At 44.5% G+C, this 24,472-nt stretch carries 17 protein-coding genes; 3 read left to right on the forward strand and 14 right to left on the reverse strand.

The genetic code is table 11. The features are described from left to right. Positions 1 to 17: 17 nt before the first annotated feature. Both B2746_RS06800 and B2746_RS06805 read left to right on the forward strand, forming a co-directional pair. Positions 18 to 2,573: an outer membrane beta-barrel family protein gene (locus tag B2746_RS06800; protein WP_290792105.1), complete on the forward strand. Its 2,556-nt coding sequence runs from the start codon at positions 18 to 20 to the stop codon at positions 2,571 to 2,573. A gap of 55 nt (positions 2,574 to 2,628) precedes the next feature. After that, positions 2,629 to 2,898, forward strand: coding sequence for a hypothetical protein (locus tag B2746_RS06805; RefSeq protein WP_290792106.1), 270 nt, complete (start codon positions 2,629 to 2,631; stop codon positions 2,896 to 2,898). Positions 2,899 to 2,900: 2 nt separating this feature from the next. Here the strand turns inward: B2746_RS06805 and B2746_RS06810 are convergent, their stop codons facing one another. The 14 genes from B2746_RS06810 to B2746_RS06875 form a co-directional block, all read right to left on the reverse strand. Next, entirely contained in the window at positions 2,901 to 3,659 is a 759-nt protein-coding gene (locus tag B2746_RS06810) for a DUF481 domain-containing protein (protein ID WP_290792107.1), read from the reverse strand. Positions 3,660 to 3,716: 57 nt separating this feature from the next. Continuing rightward, a complete protein-coding gene (locus B2746_RS06815; protein ID WP_290792108.1) occupies positions 3,717 to 4,736 on the reverse strand; it encodes a LacI family DNA-binding transcriptional regulator in 1,020 nt (339 codons plus the stop codon). 24 nt (positions 4,737 to 4,760) lie between these two features. Beyond that, positions 4,761 to 5,780: an inositol 2-dehydrogenase gene (iolG, locus tag B2746_RS06820; protein WP_290792109.1), complete on the reverse strand. Its 1,020-nt coding sequence runs from the start codon at positions 5,778 to 5,780 to the stop codon at positions 4,761 to 4,763. Positions 5,781 to 5,806: 26 nt separating this feature from the next. Then, positions 5,807 to 6,736, reverse strand: coding sequence for a TIM barrel protein (locus B2746_RS06825; RefSeq protein ID WP_290792110.1), 930 nt, complete (start codon positions 6,734 to 6,736; stop codon positions 5,807 to 5,809). Positions 6,737 to 6,754: 18 nt separating this feature from the next. Continuing rightward, positions 6,755 to 8,227 carry a CoA-acylating methylmalonate-semialdehyde dehydrogenase gene (locus tag B2746_RS06830; RefSeq protein WP_290792111.1) on the reverse strand — a complete coding sequence of 491 codons (1,473 nt, stop codon included), beginning with the start codon at positions 8,225 to 8,227 and terminating at the stop codon, positions 6,755 to 6,757. Between the two features lie 13 nt (positions 8,228 to 8,240). Beyond that, positions 8,241 to 9,815: a solute:sodium symporter family transporter gene (locus B2746_RS06835; RefSeq protein ID WP_290792112.1), complete on the reverse strand. Its 1,575-nt coding sequence runs from the start codon at positions 9,813 to 9,815 to the stop codon at positions 8,241 to 8,243. Positions 9,816 to 9,834: 19 nt separating this feature from the next. Further along, positions 9,835 to 11,697 (reverse strand): 3D-(3,5/4)-trihydroxycyclohexane-1,2-dione acylhydrolase (decyclizing), encoded by a 1,863-nt coding sequence (gene iolD, locus B2746_RS06840; protein ID WP_290792113.1) that lies wholly within the window; start codon positions 11,695 to 11,697, stop codon positions 9,835 to 9,837. A gap of 18 nt (positions 11,698 to 11,715) precedes the next feature. Next, positions 11,716 to 12,729: a 5-dehydro-2-deoxygluconokinase gene (gene iolC, locus B2746_RS06845; protein ID WP_290792114.1), complete on the reverse strand. Its 1,014-nt coding sequence runs from the start codon at positions 12,727 to 12,729 to the stop codon at positions 11,716 to 11,718. Positions 12,730 to 12,741: 12 nt separating this feature from the next. Then, positions 12,742 to 13,611 carry a 5-deoxy-glucuronate isomerase gene (gene iolB, locus B2746_RS06850; protein WP_290792115.1) on the reverse strand — a complete coding sequence of 290 codons (870 nt, stop codon included), beginning with the start codon at positions 13,609 to 13,611 and terminating at the stop codon, positions 12,742 to 12,744. After that, positions 13,608 to 14,543 carry a class II fructose-bisphosphate aldolase gene (locus B2746_RS06855; RefSeq protein WP_290792116.1) on the reverse strand — a complete coding sequence of 312 codons (936 nt, stop codon included), beginning with the start codon at positions 14,541 to 14,543 and terminating at the stop codon, positions 13,608 to 13,610. The genes iolB and B2746_RS06855 overlap by 4 nt, the downstream gene beginning before the upstream one ends. Positions 14,544 to 14,653: 110 nt before the next feature. After that, entirely contained in the window at positions 14,654 to 16,024 is a 1,371-nt protein-coding gene (locus tag B2746_RS06860; protein WP_290792117.1) for a DUF2231 domain-containing protein, read from the reverse strand. A 13-nt stretch (positions 16,025 to 16,037) separates the two neighbouring features. Beyond that, a complete protein-coding gene (locus B2746_RS06865; RefSeq protein ID WP_290792118.1) occupies positions 16,038 to 17,504 on the reverse strand; it encodes a DUF1501 domain-containing protein in 1,467 nt (488 codons plus the stop codon). Position 17,505: 1 nt separating this feature from the next. Beyond that, positions 17,506 to 20,409 carry a PSD1 and planctomycete cytochrome C domain-containing protein gene (locus B2746_RS06870; protein ID WP_290792119.1) on the reverse strand — a complete coding sequence of 968 codons (2,904 nt, stop codon included), beginning with the start codon at positions 20,407 to 20,409 and terminating at the stop codon, positions 17,506 to 17,508. Between the two features lie 95 nt (positions 20,410 to 20,504). Continuing rightward, the gene (locus B2746_RS06875) at positions 20,505 to 21,623 is read right to left on the reverse strand and encodes a D-TA family PLP-dependent enzyme (RefSeq protein ID WP_290792120.1); all 1,119 of its coding nucleotides are present in this window, start codon (positions 21,621 to 21,623) and stop codon (positions 20,505 to 20,507) included. A gap of 239 nt (positions 21,624 to 21,862) precedes the next feature. On the opposite strand from B2746_RS06875, the gene B2746_RS06880 reads away from it, so the two are divergent. Beyond that, positions 21,863 to 24,409 (forward strand): TonB-dependent receptor, encoded by a 2,547-nt coding sequence (locus tag B2746_RS06880; protein ID WP_290792121.1) that lies wholly within the window; start codon positions 21,863 to 21,865, stop codon positions 24,407 to 24,409. Positions 24,410 to 24,472: the final 63 nt, after the last annotated feature.

Consider the following 24,472-nt stretch of genomic DNA (forward strand, 5'->3'; position numbering starts at 1 on the left):
AAGATTTCCTTTGCACAATGACACGTAGAATAACTGGAAAATCGACCCCTTTTTACCAGTATAGCTTTCTATTGCTATGCGCCATGATGCCGTTTTTATTTGCGAATGCACAAAATCCGGACGGAGAAAGAATAAAAATTTCAGGAATTATAAAAGATGCGAAGACTGGCAATCCAGTTGGATCTGCGTCTATAACTGCCTTAACTGCCATCCGCAAGGAAGGTGCTGACCCGGATACTGTATCCAATATTTCCATATCTGATCAGGAAGGAAAGTTTGTTATAACTGTACCCCGTGGAATTCGCACTATGGTTCAGATCAGTGCGGTTGGATTTGGAATGGAAGAACGTCCGGTTAATATTTTGAATGGTATAAACGACTTTAATCTGGGTGAAATCAGCTTGTCAACTGAAGCGGCCAATCTGGCTACCGTTGTTGTAACAGCACGTAAGCCTCTTATGACAATTGGTGTAGATCGTCGGATTTTTAATGCGGATGCTGCCATAACCAGTAAAGGTGGCAATGCAGTTGACCTGATGCGTCAGATACCCTCCTTATCGGTTGATGTTAATGGTGGAATTTCTCTACGTAATAGTTCACCTCAGATCTTTGTAAATGGTCGTCCTACTATACTTACATTGGAACAGATTCCTTCCGATGATATTGATCGGGTGGAAGTTATAACCAATCCATCCGCCAAATATGATGCAGGTAGTACGGGCGGTATCATTAATATCATTCTGAAGAAAAACCGGAAAGGCGGATTAAACGGAGTTGCAACCATTGGTGCCGGAACACCCAGTTTATTCAATGGCGGCCTCAGTTTAAACTACCGCAAAAACAAAGTCAACATTTTTGCAAGTGGAAATTATAACCAATCCGGTGGTATTGCAGAAGGAGAAGCTTATCGCGAAAATAAAAGCAATGGTGTTATAACGGATTTTTTCGATCAGCGTACAGACCGGGAGAGAAATCGCAAATTCTCTTCTGTCCGCTTTGGTATGGATTACGACTGGAATGAGTTCAACAGCATTTCAATTTCACAGGGATTCGTAAAAGGTGAATTTGAAAACGACGAAGTTCAGAAACAACGATATTTTAATGCAAACGGCGAAGCAACACAAACCGGTGACCGTTTTTCTACTGATGATTTTGGATTCAACCGGGCAAATACGCAACTAAATTATCGCAGAACCTATACCAAACCGGAAAAGGAATGGACAGCTGATGTTACCTTCAACACGGGCACTAATGGTGGAGACGGCAATATTGAAAATCGTTTTTACAATACTGAGGGACAATTAATTTCCACACCCAATACGGTGATCAATGAATCAACCGGAAGTGGAACACAGCTTACCTTTCAAACGGATTATGTGAACCCTCTTTCTGAAAATAGCAAACTGGAATTTGGAGCAAGATCCTATCATAATTATTCAAAAGACAAACTGGATGTATTCTCCCTCCAGGGGGGCAATTTGAGTAAGTTGCCTTTAAGTAATAATTACAGTTTTAAAGAAATGGTGAATGCAGTGTATGGTAACTATTCCAATAAAATCGGAAAGTTATTATACCAGGCTGGGGTACGTGTTGAACAATCGAGCTTTAAAGGGGAACTCATCGACAGTGCCCGTAAATTCGGATACGATTATCCATCCAAAGGATCAGACCTGCTGAATGCATTTTTTCCAAGTCTTTATCTGACTTATTCTGTAAAAGATGGAAGTGATATTCAACTTAATTTCTCCAGGAGGATACGACGCCCGAATTTCTGGCAGATCAATCCCTATGTGGACATCACAGATCCGCTGAATATTCGCAAAGGAAATCCTGAATTGAGACCAGAATTCACCAACTCTTTTGAACTGAATTATAATCGCACCTACACTACAGGAAATGTATTGGTATCCAGTTATTTCAGAAATAACACGGAAGATATTACCATGTACAGTGATACACTTACTACTGAAGAGTATGATGCCCTGGGCAATGCAGCCATTGATCCCAATGCAATCCTGAACACCTTCATCAATGCAGACCGTACCAACCGAATGGGAGTGGAAATTACCTGGCAGCAAAGAATTGGAAACAGTTTTGATTTCACGCCAAATTTCAATGCACAATACCGCGATGTAAAAGCTCAGGTGAATGGAATCAATCTGAATAATACCGGTTTTAACTGGAGTACCAAGATGATGGTAAATTATAAAGTCATTCAACCGGACAGTAAATTTTTCAATAATTTCTCCTTCCAGTTATCAGGTGAATATGAATCTCCCCGGGTTATGCCACAGGGTAAAACAAAGGAACAGTATTACATGGATTTTGCTATCCGGAAAGACTTCCTGAAAAACAATGCCGGCACCCTTACATTCAATGTAAACGATGTTTTTAACAGCCGTCGTTTTGGAAGTATTACAGATACGGAAAACTTTTACCAGGATTCCTATCGCCGTTGGAACGTAAGAACCCTGCGACTGACATTCAGCTACCGGTTCGGCAAAACTGACCTGGATTTGTTCAAACGCAGAGAGGGAGACCGTTCTGGAGGAAATGAAGTGGGAGAAGGATAAAATGTTGAAAACTTTGTTTTCTGGTTCGGACTTATCAACTTATTTTGGGATATATATGGATCATCCCTATTCCACTCTCCAAACCATTTATACGATCGTAAAGGACGACCCCGATCCTACGAGTTATCCCTGCAAACCGGCGCAAATTATTGTGCGTCAGTTTCTTCCATGGGATACTATCCTGGAACATATTCACCAGCTGGCCAAACAGGGTTTGGTGGAATTGCATCAGCAGGAAAGGTTCACTCTGGTCAAAATTACCAGTGAAGGATTTGCTCTATGCCGTTCAGGCGGAGCTGCTGCTTCGGTGAATTTCAGCGCCTGAAATCAGAATACATTTTCTATGGTAAGTCCATAGTTAAAAAGAAGGTTTTCCGCTTCTGTAAAATTGAGTTTATTATAGGTGAGCCCCACTGTAAGGCTCAACCATTTTTTTAAATGGAAGGAAATGGTATTGGTTGTTCTTATAATATAGTCTTCTTTATCAGAAAGTGAATGTTGCAAAAAATGCACACCATCAATTGTAATCAATTCATGAACCCTCAGGCGGTTTTTTAAACGAAAGGAATTTCGTACCGTTTCATACCCAGTACGTCCGTATTTATCCGCTTCACGAAGCGCTGATTTTTCATATAATAATCCATCAGAGAGAACCAGATTAAATTTATCGTTGTTTATCAGCGTATATCCAAGTCCGCCTCCAAACTGATAGCGGTCATATATTTTTAAGGAGAGGCTTTTCTCGTATCCGGCCAACCCCCAGTAATACAATTTCCTGGTGTTTTTAAATAAATCTGCATCAACTATAAAAAGATAATCATTGTTAGTTTTCCGCAAGGGGTTTTGTCCATAAATCCAATTAGCGAAAGCATTCACTGTAAGTATGCGCTTTTCAACATTAAACCGGATTGCGTTATTAAATATATAAGTTGTTCCGTTCGCTGCTGTTCTGTTTATATTGCCTGTACCGGTAAATCCCAGCCGGTAAATGGTGGTATCCGGCTCCTTTACAAAAACCGTATCATCCTGGGCATTACATAAAATAGATAACAAAATAAAAACCTGAATCAGTCCCGCTATCCGCATACTTTTTACATTTTGTCAGCCGCAAAAATACTATAGCAGGCCCAAAATGATCAATTATTATCCAACAGATTCGCGCTCTATTAATTGTGTGTGAAGCACTACATGTGACAAGGGACTATCCGCTTGTTCTATTTGTTTTACCAATACCTCCACTGCTTTTTTCGCCATCTGTTTTATTGGTTGACTCACCACGGTGATGCCGGGTTTTCCTAAACGGAAAAGATCATTGTCATCAAAGCAAATCACCGAAATATTATCCGGTACTGTTTTCTCAAGTATACTAAATGCTTCCAAACCGGCAACTCCTAGGTTATTGGAAGTAAAAAAGACAGCTTCCATTTTGCCTTCCAGTTTTGTAAAAAACTGTACGAGATCTTTCACCTGCTTAGCTTCCGGTCGACCAAAGGGAATCTTTTTGATCATTGATTCATCAATGGGCAATTTATTTTTTTGCAAGCCCGATAAGTACCCATCTATCCGTTGTTGCATCTGTAGCTGATCGGTATCGTTAGTAACCAGGGCAATTTTTTTAACCCCCTTTGCTGCCAGGTGGTTGATCGCTTCCAGACTTCCGGCAAAATTATCAACCGTAACAAAGTTGGAATTAAGCGCAGGAAAATAACGATCAATCAATACGGTTGGCCGGTTTTCAGCGATCAGCTTCTCCAGTTCCGGAAGCATAAAGGTGGTGGGCGCAATAATATAGCCATCCATATGTTTGTCCACCAGCATATTCAGAATATTGCGCGATTTCCCTTCATTGTTTTCGCTGCTACAAAACATCACCGTATAGCCTTTTTTATCGGCTTCTTCTTCCACCACCTTGGCCAGATGACCAAAAAAATAGTTGGAGATATCATCCACAATCAGCCCGATGGTATGCGTCTTTCCGGTTCGCAATCCTTTGGCAAAATGATTGGGTCGATACTGCAGTTTCTCCGCCAGTTTCTCCACCTTTTTGGCCATAGCATCACTAATCTTCATTTCCCTCGCCCTTCCATTTAGCACAATAGAAACTGTGGTAGCCGACACGCCGGCTGCCGAGGCAATATCTTTGATGGACACTTTTTTGGCCATGGTAGTAAAACTAATGCGGCATAGTTACAAAATAGCTTTTACTTCTGCGATGCTTACCGGTCTTTTTTTCTCAACCGACCATTTGGCGGCAGTTGCTATCAGTACGGCTTCCAGTCCATCCTGCCCACTTACCGGAATTGGCTGATCATTATGCAGGGCATCAATAAAAAACTTCATTTCATTCAGGTAAGAGGCTGCATACCGGTCCATGAAGAAATCAAGTGGCTGTGCATGATGAATACCTGTTTGATCATAGATGATGCTTTTATTATGGAGATTATTCTCCACCTGCAACATGCCTTTGTTACCGAAAATTTCGAGGCGCTGGTCATAGCCATAAATAGCTTCCCGGCTGTTATCAATGACTGCATACGAGTCATCTTCAAATATTAGGGTGGTTAAGGCCGTATCTATATCTCCCGCCTCCCCTACTTTCGGATCCACCAATACCCTGCCCTGTGCATATACTTCCCGCACTTCCTTTCCCATTAAATAACGGGCCATATCAAAATCATGGATCACCATATCCATGAATAGCCCGCCGGAGTTTTTGATATAATCAATCGGTGGTAATCCCGGATCACGACTGGTGATTTTAACAATCTGCACTTCACCTATTCTGCCATCTGTAAGTTGGCGGCGGGCATGCAGAAAATCAGGATCGAAACGGCGGTTAAAGCCGAGCATCATTTTGATACCGGCCGCCTTTACCTGATCCACCAGTTCTTTGGTTGTTTCCAGTGAAAGGTCCACCGGCTTTTCGCAGAAAATATGTTTTCCATGTTTCAATGCCAGCCGTATCATGGCTGCATGGCTACTGGTTGGGGTACAGATTAGTACAGCATCCACACCCGGTTGTGCGATGAGCTCTTCGGCTTCCCGGGAAAAAGGAATAGCACCATATTCCTGTGCAAACTTCTCTGCAGAATAATCTCGATCTGCCACACCGGCAATCTCCACAGATGGAAACTGGCGTAAAATATTATTGAGATGGATGCGGCCAATCCGGCCCATACCAATTAATACAAGGGATAATTTTTTCATACCGTTCAGCGATTGATTTTTTGCTTTTATAATTTAATGGAAGCCAGAAACTGCCTGTTCTTTTTTGCACATTCCAATGGATTTCCCATGCCGGGTAATACATCCTGCTCTACCACTATCCAGTCTTTATATCCTTCTTCCTGTAGAAGGGTTTTCACTGCATCAAATGGAACGGCCCCTTTTCCCAACTCACAGAAAACACCGTTTTGCACCGATTGAAAATAGTCCCAGTTCTGTTCAATGGCCTTGTCTCTTACAGCCGGGTCAAAATCCTTGAAATGCACATGCCAGATCCTGTCCATATGTTTTTTCATAAACCCCACCGGATCAGTGCCACCTCCCAGCATATAGTGACCGGTATCAAAACATAGCCCCAACAGCTCCGGATCACTTCCTTCCAGCAACCACTCCATTTCCTGTGGTGTTTCCACATAACCTGCTCCGTGATGATGAAAAACAGTTCGCATACCGAGCTGTTCTTTCACGGCTCTTGCCAGCTTTTCTGCATTGGCAGCAATGCGCCGGTAATCTGCTGCTTTTAGCAAATCAGCCGCTTCTATTCTGCCGGCTTTAACTGTTCTTTCCGGTATTGATCCATTCTCATCTGCCAATACAATAAACGCATTGGGGTAACCGGCTGCCTGCATGAGTCCGGCAGTGCGCAGGGCACGTTCAATTCCTTCTTCTATTGCATCGTCCTTTACCAATGCCACCGGCACAAATGCACCAAGGAGTTGCAGATTTCTTTTCATCAATGCAGCTCTTAAAGCTTCCGGATCAGTGGGCATAAATCCCCAATCACCTAATTCGGTTCCGGCATATCCGGCTTCTTTCATTTCATCCAGCACGGATTCAAATCCTTTCTTCTCCCCTTCCAGTTCAAATTCCAGAACACCCCAGCTGCAGGGTGCATTGGCGATCTGAATGGTATTTATTTCTGTTGTTGTCTGATTCATAACGGTAATGCTTAAGCGTTAAAATTTACGGCTCCATTCTTTCGGCCATCTTTCCACCACCACTTTGGTTTGTGTAAAAAATTCAATGGCATGTTTTCCCTGTCCGTGCAGGTCACCAAAGAAACTATCCTTCCATCCGCTGAAGGGAAACTGCGCCATGGGTGCTGCTATCCCTATATTGATTCCAATATTTCCTGCCATCGCTTCGCTTCTGAATTTCCGCGCACTGTTGCCGCTGCTGGTGAACAGACAGGCCATATTGCCATAGGTTCCTCTGTTGATAAAATCAATGGCATCATCCACATTCTTCATGTGCACAAGCGTCATAACCGGACCAAATATTTCTGTCTTTATCAACTCTCCATCCAGGGGCAATCCCTCCATAATAGTTGGACGGATAAAATTGCCTTTTTCATACCCGCTTACTGCTTTGTTTCTGCCATCCAGTAAGAGCTTACCACCTTCATCGAGGCCTTTGCCAATCAGGGTTTCAATACGTGATTTGCTCTCCGGACTAATAACCGGCCCCATTTCAACGGAGCTATCCAATCCGTAACCAACAGATCGTTTATTGGCAGACTCATACAGCGCTTCTTTGATCTGCGAATCATTGTCAACAGTAATTACGACAGATGCTGCCAGACATCGCTGGCCCGCACAACCAAACACACTATCCGTAATAATCTGAGAGGTTACATCGATGTCGGCATCCGGCAGAATCACCACCGGATTTTTTGCTCCACCCTGGGCCTGCACTCTTTTTCCATTGGCAGTACCCCGGGAATAAATATAGCGGGCTACCGGAGTACTTCCCACAAAACTGATCGATTTAACCTGCGGGTGATCCAGAATAGCATCTACGGTTTCCTTTCCGCCATGAACCAGATTAACCAATCCGGCAGGTAAATCCAACTGATCAATCAACTCGAATATCTTCATCATTGTCAGCGGAACCTTTTCCGATGGCTTTATGATCATACTGTTTCCGGTTGCAATCGCATAAGGCAGAAACCAGAAACTGATCATTGCCGGAAAATTAAACGGCGCAATACAGGCTGTTACACCCAATGGCTGACGAATCATAAACTCATCAATTCCGGTTGCCACATTTTCCAGAAATTCACTTTGCATCAGCATGGGTGCACCACAGGCCACTTCCACATTTTCAATAGCCCGCTGAATTTCACCTGCCGATTCCACCAGTGTTTTACCACATTCAAGAGTTATGAGCCGGGTGATTTCCTCTTTATTTTCCTCCAGCAATTGCTTGAGTTTAAAAAGTGGCTGAATACGTTTCAACACGGAAACTGATTTCCAGCCCAGGTAAGCTGTTTGCGCAGCAGCCGCTGCCAATTCCAGGTCTTTGGCAGTTGCCGCACCATAGGGCACTCTCGCCAATACTTCCTGTGTGGCCGGGTTTACCACATCTCTTGTTTCGCTGCAATTACTTGCCACCCATTTGCCATTGATATAGTTTTGAAGTACGCTCATATAGATTCATTTATTAGCTTAATAAATAATAAACAAGTACAGTTGCCAGTACCAGGAATATCGCCACCGGCTTCGTGTATTTCCAGGGTTCAATATTTACTTCCCCCGTATGCACCGGTTTATATGGATTGGTATTGGGATACATCTTCGACACCAATAACATCACCAGAATATTCAACACAAATTCAATTCCCCATACATGAATAAAATGAATATCCACTTTAAGAATAAAGGTGGTCAGCAGGTAAAATGCGAGGCCGGTAAAAATGGCCACTTTTGCACCCGCCGCAGAAATCGAGGGAATAAAAAATCCACCTAATAAAACGGATGCAATCGGAATAAAAAAGATCCCGTTTAATTCCTGCAATAACTGATACATCCCCTGTGGTGCTTTGGCTACCATTGGCGCAACGCAGATCGCAAAAACAGCCAGTAGAATAGACGCCCATTTCCCTGTACGTACCAGTTTTTTCTCATCGGCATCAGGTTTAATCTGGCGCTTATACACCCCCAGTGTAAACAGGGTCACAGCACTGTTTAATACGGCATTTATGGTGCTTAAAACGGTACCCATAATGATGGCAGCAAAAATGCCAATCAACCCAATCGGCAACACTTTTTTCACCAGTTCGGGATAGATGGTATCCTGATTATTATACAGCGTATCACTGAAATAATAGAATCCAATTACACCTGGTAATACAATGATCAGCGGCATCAGAATTTTAAAGAGGCCCATAATCAGAAATCCTTTCTGCGCTTCTTTCAGATTAACGGCCCCCAATGCACGTTGTACAATTACCTGATTCATACACCAGAAATAAATCTGGTTGATGACGAGTCCGGTGAACAGGGTACCAAATGGCAATACCGAATCAGACGCTCCGATTGAATTGAATTTCTCCGGCGCTTTCTCATACACTTTTTGGAGTCCGGCTGAAATATCAGTATCCCCTATATCATACAAGGCAAAAAATGGAACTGCTAATCCGCCTATAAAAAGCCCGATTCCATAAATCAGATCAGAATAAGCAATGGCTTTTAATCCACCGAAAATAGCATAGACCGATCCCAGTATTCCGGTTAAAACTATGATCCACCAGATAGAGGTTTCTTTGGTAACCCCAAATTTTTCAGATATATCAAACAGTGTCTCAAAATTGATGGCACCTGTATACAACACAATCGGTAATAGGGTAATGATAAAAGAAAATATCAGTAACAGATTAACGATGGTATGGGTGGATTTATCAAAGCGTAATTCCAAATATTGCGGAATGGTAGTTAAGCCCATTTTCAGATAACGCGGAATAAAATAAACAGCTCCTAAAACCAGGGCGATGGCACTCGTTACTTCCCAGGCCATCACCACAAAACCATTCTTATAGGCAGATCCATTCATCCCGATCAGGTGCTCTGTGGAAATATTGGTCAGCAGCATGGAAATCGCAATCAGCCAGGCGCCCAGAGACCTGCCTCCCAGGAAATAACTGGAGGCTGTTTCAAATTTTGCATTGCGCATTTTATACCAGCAATACACACCTACAGAAAGGGTAAATAAAGCAAACGTTAGTATGGCAAGATTCATTCGTTGGTTTTATATGGCGTTAATAAGTACGTTGCTTTGCTTTGTTCTTCTTCAGTTTTTCATAGGCCGATTTCACCTGCGTATGCGTGGAAACTTCAGCAACCGGTACTTCCCACCAGGCATACCCACCCACTCGTTGTTCGCGATCCGTTTCAATGTAAACAACCGTAGTGTTTTTATTCTTTTTCGCCTGCATCAGGGCGGCTTTTAATTCCTCCGCGGTTTGTGCTTTAATGACGGATGCTCCCATACTGGCGGCATTGGCAGCCAGATCAACCGGAAGCAGTCCGCCGTTTAGTTGTCCGGTTTTTTTATTTCGGTATTCATAGCGGGTGCCAAATCCTTTGGTACCCAGTGATTCAGACAGTCCACCTATGCTGGCATAGCCATTGTTATTCAGTAATACGATTATGAGTTTTACATCTTCCTGAACTGCAGTGATAATTTCCTGGCTCATCATCAGGTAACTGCCATCACCCACCATCACATACACTTCCCGTGAGGGGTCTGCCATTTTAATGCCTAATCCGCCTGCAATTTCATAGCCCATACAGGAATAGCCATATTCCAAATGAAAGCCTTTAGGATTACGGGTTCGCCAGAGTTTATGCAAATCGCCCGGTAAACTTCCGGCGGCGCAAACCACAATATCTTTATCATTGGACAGCGTATTAACTGCTCCAATAACTTCTCCCTGGCTAATAGGTACCGGATGGTTAAGATTATAAACGGAACTAACTACTTTGTCCCATTGCCGGGCTGCTCTTTCCTGTTTGGTGCGATAGGCATCTGAAACCTTGTAGCGCTTCAGTAAGGGCGACAATTCCTGCAGTATCACTTTTGCATCTCCAACCAGCGGAATCGCCGCATGTTTAAAGGCATCAAACTCTGCCACATTGATATTGATAAACTGAACCTTGGGATGCTGGAAAGCAGACTCTGAAATCGTGGTAAAATCACTGTAACGGGTACCGATTCCAATCACAACATCAGCTTCTGCAGCAGCGGTTATCGCACCCGGCGTGCCGGTAACACCGCAGGCACCCAGATTTAGTGGCTCATTATAATGAACCGATCCCTTTCCGGCAAAGGTTTCCATAACAGGAATTCCGGTTCGGTTAATCAGTTCCGTTAGTTCCTTACTGGCCTCACTGTACAACACACCACCACCTGCAATGATAATAGGTTTACGGGCAGCTTTGATGGCTTCCACTGCCTTTGCAAGAGCTCTTTGATCCGGACGGATTCGCTGCACCGGCCATACTTTTTTTTCAAAGAACTCCACCGGAAAATCATAGGCTTCCGCCTGCACATCCTGCGGCATACAAATGGTTACGGCTCCGGTTTCAACAGGAGAAGTCAGCACCCGCATGGCTTCCGGCAAAGCGCTAAGCAATTGCTCCGGACGATTGATCCGATCCCAGTATTTGGATACCGGTTTGAAGCAATCATTCACGGATACGTCCTGGCTGTAATTGGCTTCCAGTTGTTGTAAAACCGGAGCCACATCGCGCCGGGCAAAAATATCGCCGGGCAGCAGCAATACAGGAATTCGGTTGATGGTGGCTGTTGCAGCACCGGTAACCATATTGGTGGCACCCGGACCAATAGAAGTGGTACACACCAGTGCTCCGAGACGGTTTTTCATTTTCGCATAGGCAACGGCGGTATGCACCATGGCCTGTTCATTTCGGCTCTGGAAATACGGGAAGGAAGGATACTGAAGCAGGGCCTGTCCGATTCCGGCCACATTCCCGTGACCAAAAATTCCAAAGCAGCCGCCAAAGAAAGCCGCTTCTTTTCCATCTCTTTCCACGAATTGATTTTGCAGGAATAAAATAGTGGCCTGCGCCGTGGTTAATCGTTTTGTTTTTCTTGCCATATCAAGCAATTAATAGGTTTAATCAGTTAATCCACCCCGGTCCTCAATCAGTTGCATTACTTCCTGCAGCGTGGGCATATCATTGGCACAACCGGGCCGCTGTACTACCAGCGCACCACAGGCATTGCCGAGCCGGCAGGCTTTTGGAATACTCCAGCCCTGCACAAAACCATAGATAAATCCGCCTGCAAATGCATCACCTGCCCCTAACACATTAAGCACTTCCACGGGATAACCCGGAACATCCTGTGGTTCATTTTCAGCCGCATAAATAGTTACACCTTTGGCTCCTTTTTTTACAATCAGCACTTTTACACCGGCATTTAAAATCTGTTTAACCGAAGCTTCCAGATTACCTTTCACTTTTGGAGCAGACACCTGCTGGTGTTCAATTACCACATCATTGATATCCTGTAAAGTGGCAGCCAATACCTCCTCTTCGGTTCCAATGGCGATGGTTACTTTCGGCAAAATGGCGCGAATCATCAAGCCGAAAGATCGGATATCCGTCCACTGATCTGCTCTGAAGTCGATGTCGAGAATTACCGGCACATCTTTATCATAGCCCTGCTCCACAGCATAAAATATAGCACTGCGGGAGGGTTCTTTACTCATGGCATTGCCTGACACCTGCACCACTTTAAACTGTCCGATATCGGCGGCAGCTACATGATCCATGGATACCTGAATATCTGCACAGTTATCGCGGTAAAAAACCAGCGGAAACCGATCAGGTGGTTCAATACCAAGGATAACTGCACTGGTGCGGGCACCCGGAATCCGGGGAATATAATCCGTTACAATTTTTTCTTTCTGTAAAAAATTCAGAATAAAATCACCTGTTTTATCCTCACCAACTCCGGTCAAAAGCGCCACGTCCAATCCAAGCCGGCCTGCGCATACGGCAATATTTAACGGAGATCCTCCAACAAATGCATTGAAGCCTTTGATATCGATAAAATCGGCACCTATGTCCTGCGAATACAGATCAATGGAAGATCGTCCGATGGTTAACAAATCCAGTTTTTTCATAATGGGCTATTACTAAGGTTGATTATTCATTTGAGCAGTAACCATCGGTATTCTTGGATCCAGAAACTTCCAGGAATCAAAGAGCCAGCTATGGTCGGGGTCGGGTGTGTTGGCGAGCGACTGATCACTGCCCGCCAGAAAATTCAGGTAATAACAATTGTATCCGTGCAGGGCCACCACCGGATGATAACCCCTCGGAACCAGCACGGCATCGTTGTTACCGGCACGCAGGATCTCATCGAGTGAACGGTCACTGGTATAAACCTGCTGCAAGGCAAAACCGCCGGGTTTGTCAATTTTGTAAAAATAGATTTCTTCCAGACTGGCTTCTTTCAATACACCGTTTTCATCCACCAACCGTTCATCGTGTTTGTGTGCCGGAAAGGAGCTCCAGTTGCCGGAGGGTGTGTACACTTCAACAGCTACCAGGCTGGAACAACCGAAACCGGGCTCAATCAGACTATTGATCTGTCGGGTGGCATTTTCACCGCCCCGGATTTCAATGGCTGCTTCTTCCGGTGTTTTGAAACGCGCGGGATAATCTTCTTTGGCCAGTACCCATCCTGCTGCAATATCAAGCAGTTCACTGGTTGCAGTAATCGTAAACTCCGTATGACGTGGCAGAAATAAACTATGCGCAATACCACTGAATACATTTTTCCGGCCATTAGTGGTGGACCAGTTGCCTTTATCTGTTTTTGCTTCGTAGTTTCCACTTAACAGAATGAATCCATATTCGAATTCACCCGTATAACCTATCCATTGTTCACCGGCTTTCATCAAACGGGCTTCCATATTCAAATGCGTCCAGCCGGCATCTGCTGCTGTTATCCGCTGGTAAACCGAACTTTTTTGATTGGGATGTATCAGTAAATTTTTCATTGTAATTCTTTTGCTTGTCCGCTTGCGCCCATCACCTTAAACCGATTGAGCATAAATTCCTGGTAGGATTCCATATATTTCCTGCCTGGTACAACGGGATCAATCAATTCCGGCTGGTTGGCAAAAAATGCCCGATGATCGCGTGTCCAGAGTAAACGCAGATCCGTCGCAATATTCACTTTACAAATACCCATGGTGATGGCTTGCTGCAGTTCTTCATCCTTTACACCCGATGCATCCGGCTTCAGTTTTCCACCATAGGAATTGATGGCCGCCACCACTTCGGGATCCACACAGGAGCTACCATGCAATACCAACGGAAATCCGGGTAATGCTGCCTGAATTTTTTCGAGTATATGAAACTGTATGCCTTTACCACCACTGAATTTATAGGCACCGTGACTGGTACCAACTGCTATGGCAAGAGAATCACAACCGGTTTGCTGTACAAAGCTCGCTGCCTGTTCCGGATTGGTATAGAGGGCATCTTTTTCTTCTACAGACAGATCATCTTCCACCCCACTCAGCACACCCAACTCTGCTTCCACCACTATATCATGCTGATGTGCTTTTTCCACCACCGATCTGGTACGCTGTATATTTTTTTCAAACGGATCATGAGATGCATCAATCATAACAGAAGTATATCCCTGTTCCAATGCGGCAGATGCATGTTCCTCATTTCCATGATCCAGATGAACGGCATAAATAACATCGGGGAATAACTGCGCTGCGGCCTGTATCATGGATTGCAACATGATGGGAGATGCATAATTTCTTGCAACCGGGGTTAATTGAACCAGGATGGGAGCTGCTGCCTTATGAGCCGCTGCGAATAAGGCCAGCACCTGTTCCATCGTGAATACATTCACAGCAGGTATGGCATACTTTCCATAGCAATGGCTATATAACAGGCGGGGAGAAACCAGCATATACAATCGTTGAATAAAACTGCTTACTAAATCGTTTTAGTAAAACGTTAAATTAGTCTTTATAATAAGATCCACAAAATTATTTTTACGCTTTTCTGCCTCTGCGGATTCTATGGTTCTATCACGAGTTCCAGCTGTTTTTTCGACAACATGGTACTATCTGCCGAGCCGGGTTTTACATTGGTATCCCAGAGATATAGTTTTTTCAGTAATGGCAATTGAGTTAGCAACGGAATGGCATCATTGGTCAGCTTAGTTCCATATAAATTCAGGTATTCCAGTTTTTGCAAACCGGTAAGTGGTTTAAGCCCCTGATCTGTTATTGGATTCCTGTTCAGATTCAGTTTATATAAATTGGTCAGAGAACCAAGTTGGTTGAGTTGCTCATCTTTCAACTGGCAATTCTCCAATTGCAACCAGACCAACTGTTCATTGATGCCTTGCAGCACAGACAGGTCGGGATGTTCGTTTCCGTTTCCATTAAATTTCACTTCCAGCAGATTGGATGTTTTGGTGAGCAGGTTCACCTGAAATCCTTTCTCCAGAACCAGCCGGAGAGCAGTTGGATTTGCAGGAGCGGCTTCATATCCTTCCACTGCTTCCCGATCCAATTGGAAAAAACTGATCAGCCGGTCCTTTATTTTTACACCTGGAGCCAATGCACTGATTTTTTGCTGCTGATGTGCACCGGTTTCTATCCACCATTCCAATATTGCTTTTTGCTCTTCCGTCAGAGGTGTTTTTCCATCCGTAGGCATAAACTCCTTATGGTCCTGCGGCAAACTGATCCGGCGATACAATTCACTGGTAGCCAGGTTGCCCGGTACCACACCCGGACTGGTTTTACCTCCTGCTAATATTTCGGCATGAGTACCGAGTAAATAATCTCCTTTTTTCTTTTCCTGATTATGACAGCTTACACATTTGGCCTGCAGTATGGGTACCACGGCATCTTCAAAAAGATAAGCGGAGTCCAGCTCACGGATGTAGGTTTTCCCAACGGTTCCGGTTGTTAGTGAATCTATTTTCCCAAAGGGGGCATACTCGGTTAAATAACTGGAACCATGGGTGAGTGATCCGCCCCAGTGCCCGGTCATCAGCATGCAGCCAACCGCACTAACAATCAGGATGAACCGAAGCATAGAGAAATCAAATCGCCGGTTTCTTATTTTCAGGCGGTAACTTATATAAATCAGCAGGGACAATACCGCCACAGCAATTCCGCCCAGTTTATGGTTAGACAGTGTTTGATTTTCATAGTCACCTCCCTGAGAAAGCAGTAATCCGGTAAGAACAGAAAGCCCACCACTCAATGCAGCCAATAACCAGAGCAGGGAAACTACTTCCTGTAATAGTTCGGAAGGCCGCTTCCATTGCACCAGGTGCAGCACCAGTGCAAAAGACAGCAGTCCAATAGGAAGGTGTACGAATAAAGGGTGAAATCGCCCTATAAATAAAGACAGTTCAGGGTTTAGTTGCATTCCAATCAGATTATCAGGCCAAAATTTCTTTCACTACATTTCCATGCACATCCGTTAAACGAAAATCACGTCCGCCAAACCGGAAGGTTAATTGTTTGTGATCCATTCCCATCAGGTGCAGCATGGTAGCATGCAGATCATGGATCGTAACAGGTTTATCAATTACGCGGTATCCATAGTCATCCGTTGCACCATAAATGGTTCCTCCTTTAATACCGGCACCGGCCATCCACATACTGAATGCAGATGGATTATGATCCCGTCCATCCGTGCCCTGCGCAAAAGGAGTACGGCCAAATTCACCAGACCATACCACCAGGGTTTCATCCAGCAAGCCGCGTTTTTTTAAATCCTTCAACAAGCCGGCAATAGGCTGATCCACAGCATGCGCATTATTTTCATGCCCTTTTTTAAGATTGGAATGCTGATCCCAGCGATCTGCTCCTCCCCCAATATCCGGACAGGTCAATTCAATAAAGCGGACTCCTCTTTCCACCAGTCTGCGTGCCAGTAAACACTGAGCCGCATAATTACGCGTATTGGGGTCAGGAGAATCAAGTCCGTATAATTTTTTGACAGATTCTGATTCGTTTTTGAATTCAGTTAACTCCGGAATGGAGGACTGCATTTTATAAGCCAGTTCATAATTGGAAATAGCAGCCTCAATAGCATCCGCACCATCGAGAGTTTTTAATAAATGACCATCGCGCTCCCGCAGAAAAGCAAGTTTATCTTCCTGAATGCCGGCAATGGAATCGATGGGTTTGATATTGGCCAATGGTTCAGCACCGGCGCGTAATAGGGAAGCCTGATAAGCTGCGGGCAGAAATCCGTTTTTGAAATTATCCAATCCGCCTGGTGGAATTAATCCACCATCCAACACCACGTAACCGGGCAGGTTATTATTCTCACTGCCCAACCCATAATTAACCCAGGCACCCATACTTGGGCGTCCCTGCAATCCGCTGCCGGTATGTAAAAAATAATTCGCATTGGTATGTTCCGGAAAATTGGATACCATGGATCGGATCAGCGCCAGGTCATCGGCACAGCTGGCGATATGCGGAAACAAATCACTTATTTCCATACCGGATTCTCCATAGCGATGAAAATCCCAGGGACTTTTTAAAATCTTGCCAACATCGCCAAACTGGGTGGCATCCATTTTAAATTTCTTCGCAGGATCCTCTCCATTCTCCAAAGCCAGCCGGGGTTTGGGATCAAAGGAATCTACCTGTGATACACCGCCATCCATGTACAGGAAGATGATATTCTTTGCCTTTGGAACAAAACCGGGTGGAAGCGCGCCGCCACCCAAATGATTCAATAAATTTTCCTTGCCATCGGCTACTCCGGAGCAGGAAGGCAGCAGACTTCCAAATAAACTCACCATGGCCAGTGAACCGAATCCGCATTTGCAGATTCCCAACATTTCTCTGCGGGAAAGCGGACGATGAATCGGATGAACAGGTTTTCCCATATCAGTTGAGATAAATGAATTCTTTTAAATTAAAAAGCGAATGGATATACTCTTTCCATGCCAACGCTCCTGCTTCTTCCATCTTCTTTATAAACGCCAACCCTTTTTCAATTTCTTCTTTTTCGGCAGCGCGACTAAAACAGGTTTGATACAACCATTGGATTTTTTGATTGCTGTCAGCAAATGCTTTTTTTTCCATTCGTACATGAAGCCTTGCTGCTTCCTGCATAACAAAAGGATCATTCAACAGTATCAATGATTGAGAAGGCACATTCGTAACATCCCTTTTACCGAAACTGGTAAATGGAAGTGGGCGATCAAAACTGGATAACATCGGATCAAGAAAATTGCGTCGTACCTCCAGGTAAACAGATCGGCGTCCCGCTCCGTCCAATGGACCGGAATTCTCTGGTTTCCCACGACCGTTCATGAAAGAAGTGATATGTTGCGGAACAGGCGGACCGTACATAGATGTATCCAGCCTGCCGGAAACTGCCAGCATCGCATCACGGATGGCTTCTGCTTCCAGACGTAATAAAGGGAAATGAGAAAGCCAACTATTAGACGGGTCTTTTTCCCTGGCATCAGCTCCCGGTTTTACCTGACGCTGAAAGGTTTCGGAGAGCAGGATTTTTCGGATCAGGTATTTAATGGAATAACCGTTCTCCTGAAATTCTATTGCCAGTTGATCCAACAAAGCAGGATGGGAAGGAAGTTTTCCCTGCAGCCCAAAATTATCCACCGTTTCCACAATACCTTTTCCATAGAGGTAATGCCAGATCCGGTTGACCATCACTCTGGCTGCAATTGGATTATTTTTCTCCAAAATGGCATTGGCCAATTCAAGCCGGCCACTACCCGACACATCCAGCCGTACAGTTGTTTTTGCAATGGCAGGAAGAAACTGACGGGTCGCAGGTTCTTTGGATAAATCAAGATGACTGCCTCTCACAAAAACCGGACTGTTTTTACCAAAGCCATCCGTTACTCCATAGATGAATTGCAGCGAATCGTTCAGTTGAGATCGCAGTGCTATTTCCTGCTCCAGCAGATGGCTAATGACAGCATCCGGCTTTTTATTTGACCGTTGGCGTATGCGTTGATTAAGTTCCTTAACAATACCACGATTTTTCTCCGGAATTAGTTTTGTTTTATCATATGCGATGGCATATCGCAGATCTATATACGAATCAGGCTGCTGAACAAATACATGATTTTCATATACCCCAGGCAATACTTCAATATAGGCCTTATGTCCCTTCCACTGAGATACATCAAAAATATACTCCTTAAATTCAGTGGATTCAACCCGCTGCTCCATATTTCCATAAATAGGATATCGGATCAATTGGAAATTATCAATTACGATCCGGATTACACTTTCTTTACCCGCCGCTTCTACTGCGATAAAATTATTGGCAAGTGTAAAATCCGGAGAACGTAATGCTCCATATAGTCCGCTTGAAATCTTCCGACTGCTGGCGGTTCCTTCCCGTATTCCAATCCATTGTTTTTGGGTATTGAATACTGGATCACCTAATGTGGTGGTAGTTCCAAAAGCCAGTCCATCTGATTTCCAACCATCCAGATCAGCTCTCGAAAAATCCCCCAATACCCTGCTATTTATTTCAGGCAAAACAGGGTCAGTTGTATTTTTCGTTTGTACGATGCCGTTAACAGGCAGCTGATCAGGCAATTGACTAATCATCCAATTTCTTATACTATCCTGAACCTGCATTAATCGATCCAACAGCGGCTTTTTCTGCTCCTGATTGACGGGTTGCGGTGTAAACCGGGTGCCTTCCATAATTCCATAAAAAGAATAATAATCCTTTGCACTGATGGGATCAAATTTATGATCATGGCAGCGCGCACAACTGATGGTGAGTCCCAAAAACGCTTTTCCCGTAACATCAATCATATTATCAATGCGATCCGCTTCATCCTTTCGGATATCAACCGGACTATGGGTGCCTTCTGCCATGGTAAGAAAGGTGGTCCCCAATACAGATTCATTTTGGTTCTGAGGCCCTTTTCTTGGATCAGATAATAAATCACCGGCCAATTGCTCCTTTAGTAATTGATCATACGGTATATCTGCATTGAACGCTCTTACCAGATAATCCCGATAGCGCCAGGCTCCCTGAATGGGATAATCAAATTCATGTCCGCGGGTTTCTGCATACCGGGCAATATCCATCCAATGCCTGGCCCAGCGCTCACCAAATCTTGGTGAGGACAGATAGCGGTCCACCATTTTCGTGTAGGCATCTTCGTGGGTATCGGCAAAAAATGCAGCCTGTTCTTTTTCTGTTGGTGGTAATCCGGTTAATAAAAAAGAAACTCGTCTGATAAGAGAAGCTTTTGATGCTTTGGGAGCTGCTTCTATATTCTCCCGATCCAGTTCTTTATCAATAAAATAATCAATAAAATTTCCTTTGTATTTCGACAATTCGGGTGTAGGCACAAGTGGCTGAAATGCCCAGTGCGGATCGTATTTCGCCCCCTGGTCAATCCATTTTTCCAACAGTGCCATTTCTCTTTCCGTAAGGGTGAGATTGGATTCCGGTGTGGGCATTTTCAAATCCGGATCCTTGTGGTAAATCCGCTCCACCAGCATACTGGAAGCTGCATGTCCCGGATCAATGGCTTTGCCACCATCCTTCAATAAAGCAGTGGCACCTTCATAGGTATCCAGTCGCAGGTTGGCTTTACGGCTGCTTTCATCCGGACCGTGGCAGAGATAACATTTCTGCACCAGGATCGGCCGTACATGATAATTGAAATCAACGGTATCAGGAAGTCCGGCCACAGCATCTGTTCCACATCGGCTGAATAGAAAAATGCCGAGCACCAGGGCAGCAACTACCCCAATCGTTTTGTATGGAAGAATGCGATGGCTCATGCAATTGGTCGTTAGAACTCTAATTTAACTCTATATTCTTAGAGCCCGATAACCTGTGTAGCTAAATTGCGCATTCTGCAGATTAAAATCCGCTTTTAGAGAGACAGGGTTCTTGCCCTTGCAACTGTTTCCCAGTTGCCGGCAATTTGCTGATCGATGACCGTAATCGCTTTTTCATACAAAGCAATAGTGGGACAAACATGATAGGGCATTCCAAAGAGCAGGTCTCCAATTTCCAAATTGGCAGCCCCCTCACTCGTAAAGAAAAAATGTTCTTCGCTATGTCCAACTGCTGTTAAGCCGGATGCGTTTAACCAATGCACCCGTTTATCCAGACTGTTTTCGGAGGCAATGGATTTATGCCCGAGGTCAAGGGTAACCCTGTTTTCCTCCGGCTTTGAAACCACCCTGCTAAGTACCAATGCAGCAGGAATAAAATCGGTGTCTGATAGTTTATCAGTATAAGATTTATCCCAATAGACAAAGGTACCCGGACTGCAAACCAGATCGGGATAGCTGGCGAGCATAGCAAAGCTGGGCATTCCGCCGGCAATGATTTCAACTTCTTTAATGCCTCTTCGAATCAATTCTTTTTTCATTGCCCATACCGGTGCAAATGCAGCTTCCACACGTTGCTGGCGAAGGATCGGATCAGGATCGGATATATGTCCGTCGTATGCATGCAATCCTTTTATGTTAACCTGAGGTTCTTTGTATAAATCCGTATAGAATTCAAGGGCATCCTCATCCGGTTTGGTTCCGGTACGTTGCATTCCCACATTCAGATCCATATAAACAGTAAGCGGTAAGTGAAGCGCACCGGATTTTTTCATCAGTTCCAATGCAGCCGTTCTATCATCCACCAGACAGGAAAATATAGTACCGGGATAGGTCTCCATCAATTGAAAGAACCGATCGATTTTCGGTCCCACTGGCTGGTAGGCCAGCAATATATCCGGCACACCTTCCTTTGCCAGCATTTCTGCTTCTGCAATAGTAGAGCATTTGAATTGCCTGATGCCGGAAGCCAGCAGCATCCTGGTCAGATCAGGCGATTTATGCGTTTTTGCATGCGGTCGTAACCGATCCGGGTTGCCTACCATTTTAATTGCCGTATCAATATTATGCTGCACCCGCTGCGGGTATACGACGAGAGCAGGCGTATCCAGTTGATCCATTCCATCAAACAAATACCAGGCTGTTGAATTTTCCATAAAGCCTAAGATACTTAATGGTGCCAAACCGCCTTGCTCCCATTTATCGAAATCCCAAAAAAATAAAGTCTACTAATTTGGTGGATTAAATATTTTAACTAGTTTTACATTGTCTATTGATTCAATAGACTTTATTACTCATTACCCGGCATAATTAGTCTATCTAATTGATAGTATATCTCGTATATATTATCAAAACAGCCTACTTATGCCTACTATTAACCATCGAAACCATTGCAATGAAGCATCATTTTCTAATCCTTGTATTTCTGGCAGGCGCCTTATTCAGCCAGGCGCAGACCACTTTATCCGGAACCATTAAAGATGAAAAGGGCCAGGCAGTGGAAGCAGCTACCATTAAAGTAAAAGGCACCAATACCTCCACAGTAGCTGATTCCAGGGGAAAATTCGTACTGAGCACCAGCAGAAACCTGCCTTTTACCTTATTGATCAGTTCAGCCGGCTATACGTCCAGTGAAGTGGAATTAACCCAGTTAAAAGATTCCAGTTTAACCATTATCCTGATCGAAAATAATCAGTTATCAGAGGTGGTGATTACCTCCCGCAGAAGAGTAGAAACGGCACAGGATGTACCCATTCCCATTTCTGTTTTGGGAGGGGCCCAGGTGGAAGATGCCGGTGCATTTAATGTAAACCGGTTGAAGGAATTAGTACCTACGGTTCAGCTCTATTCCTCCAATCCGCGTAATACCACCCTGAATATCCGGGGTATCGGATCCACTTTCGGACTAACCAATGATGGCATTGATCCGGGTGTTGGATTCTATGTGGATGGCGTGTATTATGCCCGTCCGGCTGCCACTACGCTGGATTTTATCGACATTGAGCAGGTGGAAGTGCTGAGAGGTCCACAGGGCACCCTGTTTGGCAAAAACACCACAGCCGGTGCATTTAATATAACCACGAAAGCACCCAAATTTAAACCGGGCGCCAATTTCGAAGTAAGCTATGGCAATTATGGATTTGTGCAGGCGAAAGCATCCATAACAGGAGGCATTACAAAAAAACTAGCCGGACGGATTTCCTTTTCCGGTACGCAGCGAAATGGTTTATTAGAGAATGTAGCCACGGGAAAATCAGTGAATGACCTCAACAATATTGGCGTACGCGGACAACTATTATATACCCCAACAGATAAACTGAAAATTACCTTCATAGGGGATATTACCGATCAGAAACCGGATGGTTATGCGCAGGTGGTAGCCGGTGTGGTACAAACCCAGCGGGCAGGCTACCGTCAGTTTGATTCCATCATTGCCGACCTGGGTTATCAATTGCCCAGCAGAAATCCATTCGATCGCAAAATAGATCATAATACCACCTGGAGATCAGGCAATCAGTTGGGCGGTGCATCGGTAAATATAGATGCCAAAGTCGGAGCCGGTACCCTAACTTCCACAACTGCCTGGAGGTATTGGAACTGGGATCCGTCTAATGACCGTGACTTTACCGGATTACCTGTACTGACCCTTTCACAGGCTACTTCCAAACACCAGCAATGGACACAGGAAATCCGCTATGCCGGTGATTTTTCTTCCAGGCTCAGTGGAGTTGCAGGAGTGTTTCTGATTGGACAGGATTTAAAAACAGATCCCTTTCATATTGAGGAATCCGGATCAGCACAATGGCGTTTCTCCCAAAGCAGCACCAGTTCTTTATGGGAAACTCCCGGTTTGTTTGAAGGATATGGAATCCGAACCAATTCCAGGCTGAAAACATTCGGCGCAGCGGTATTTGGGCAACTGGATTGGGCAATAACTGAAAAGCTGCATGTATTGCCGGGGATCCGCTACAATTATGATAAAAAAGAAGTGGATTTTGACAGGAAAACCTATGGCGGATTGGATACCGAAGATCCTGCCCTGCTGGCTTTGAAAAGAGCGGTATATACCGATCAGGCGTTTACTGCAGATGTGGATGAAAGTAATTTCTCCGGACAACTAACGGTGTCGTATAAGGTACGCAGCGATATCAATGCATTTGCCACCTATTCACTAAGCTATAAACCAGTTGGTGTAAACCTGGGCGGATTACCCACCGCCAATGGAGAAGTGCTGACAGATCTGGCACGTATCAAACCGGAGGGTGTTACCCATTATGAAATTGGTGTAAAGACGACGCCCAGCCGAAACTTCATTTTTAATGTAGTGGTTCATCAAACTGATATTAAAGATTACCAGACACAGGTTCAGACAGCTGAAGTGGGTGTTAACAGAGGATATCTGGCCAATGCAGAGAAAGTAAGAGTAAGAGGAGTTGAAACCGATGCCAATTATAAACTAAATGATCATTTTACATTTTATGGCAACCTCGCTTATACCGAAGGCAGGTACCTGTCCTTTACCAATGCACCGGTACCATTGGAGGAAACCGGGGCTTCTACTTCCTTTAAGGATGTATCAGCAGGTGAACTGCCCGGTATTTCAAAATGGGCAGGTTCCATTGGTGGCGAGATTCAGTCAAAACGGATAAAAGCATTCACGAAAGAAGGGCGGTATTTTCTGGCGGTAGACAATTATTTCAGATCAGGTTTCTCGTCCAGTGCCTCTCCTTCCAAGTACCTGAATGTTCCCGGTTATGCCTTGTTTAATGGCCGGTTGGGATTCCGCTCCCGTGAAGGAATCAGTGTATTTCTATGGGGCAGAAACCTGCTAAATAAAAATTACTTTGAGCAACTACTGCCAGCTGCAGGTAATGCAGGGCATTATGCCGGCGTATTAGGTGATCAGCGGACTTATGGTGTTACACTTCGATATAGTTTATAAACAAAACCATACTACAATAAAAAAACTACCGGCCTTTACCGGTAGTTTTTTTTATGGCTCCTT

It is taken from the genome of Flavihumibacter sp. UBA7668 (assembly GCF_002483205.1).
Lineage (GTDB): Bacteria > Bacteroidota > Bacteroidia > Chitinophagales > Chitinophagaceae > Flavihumibacter.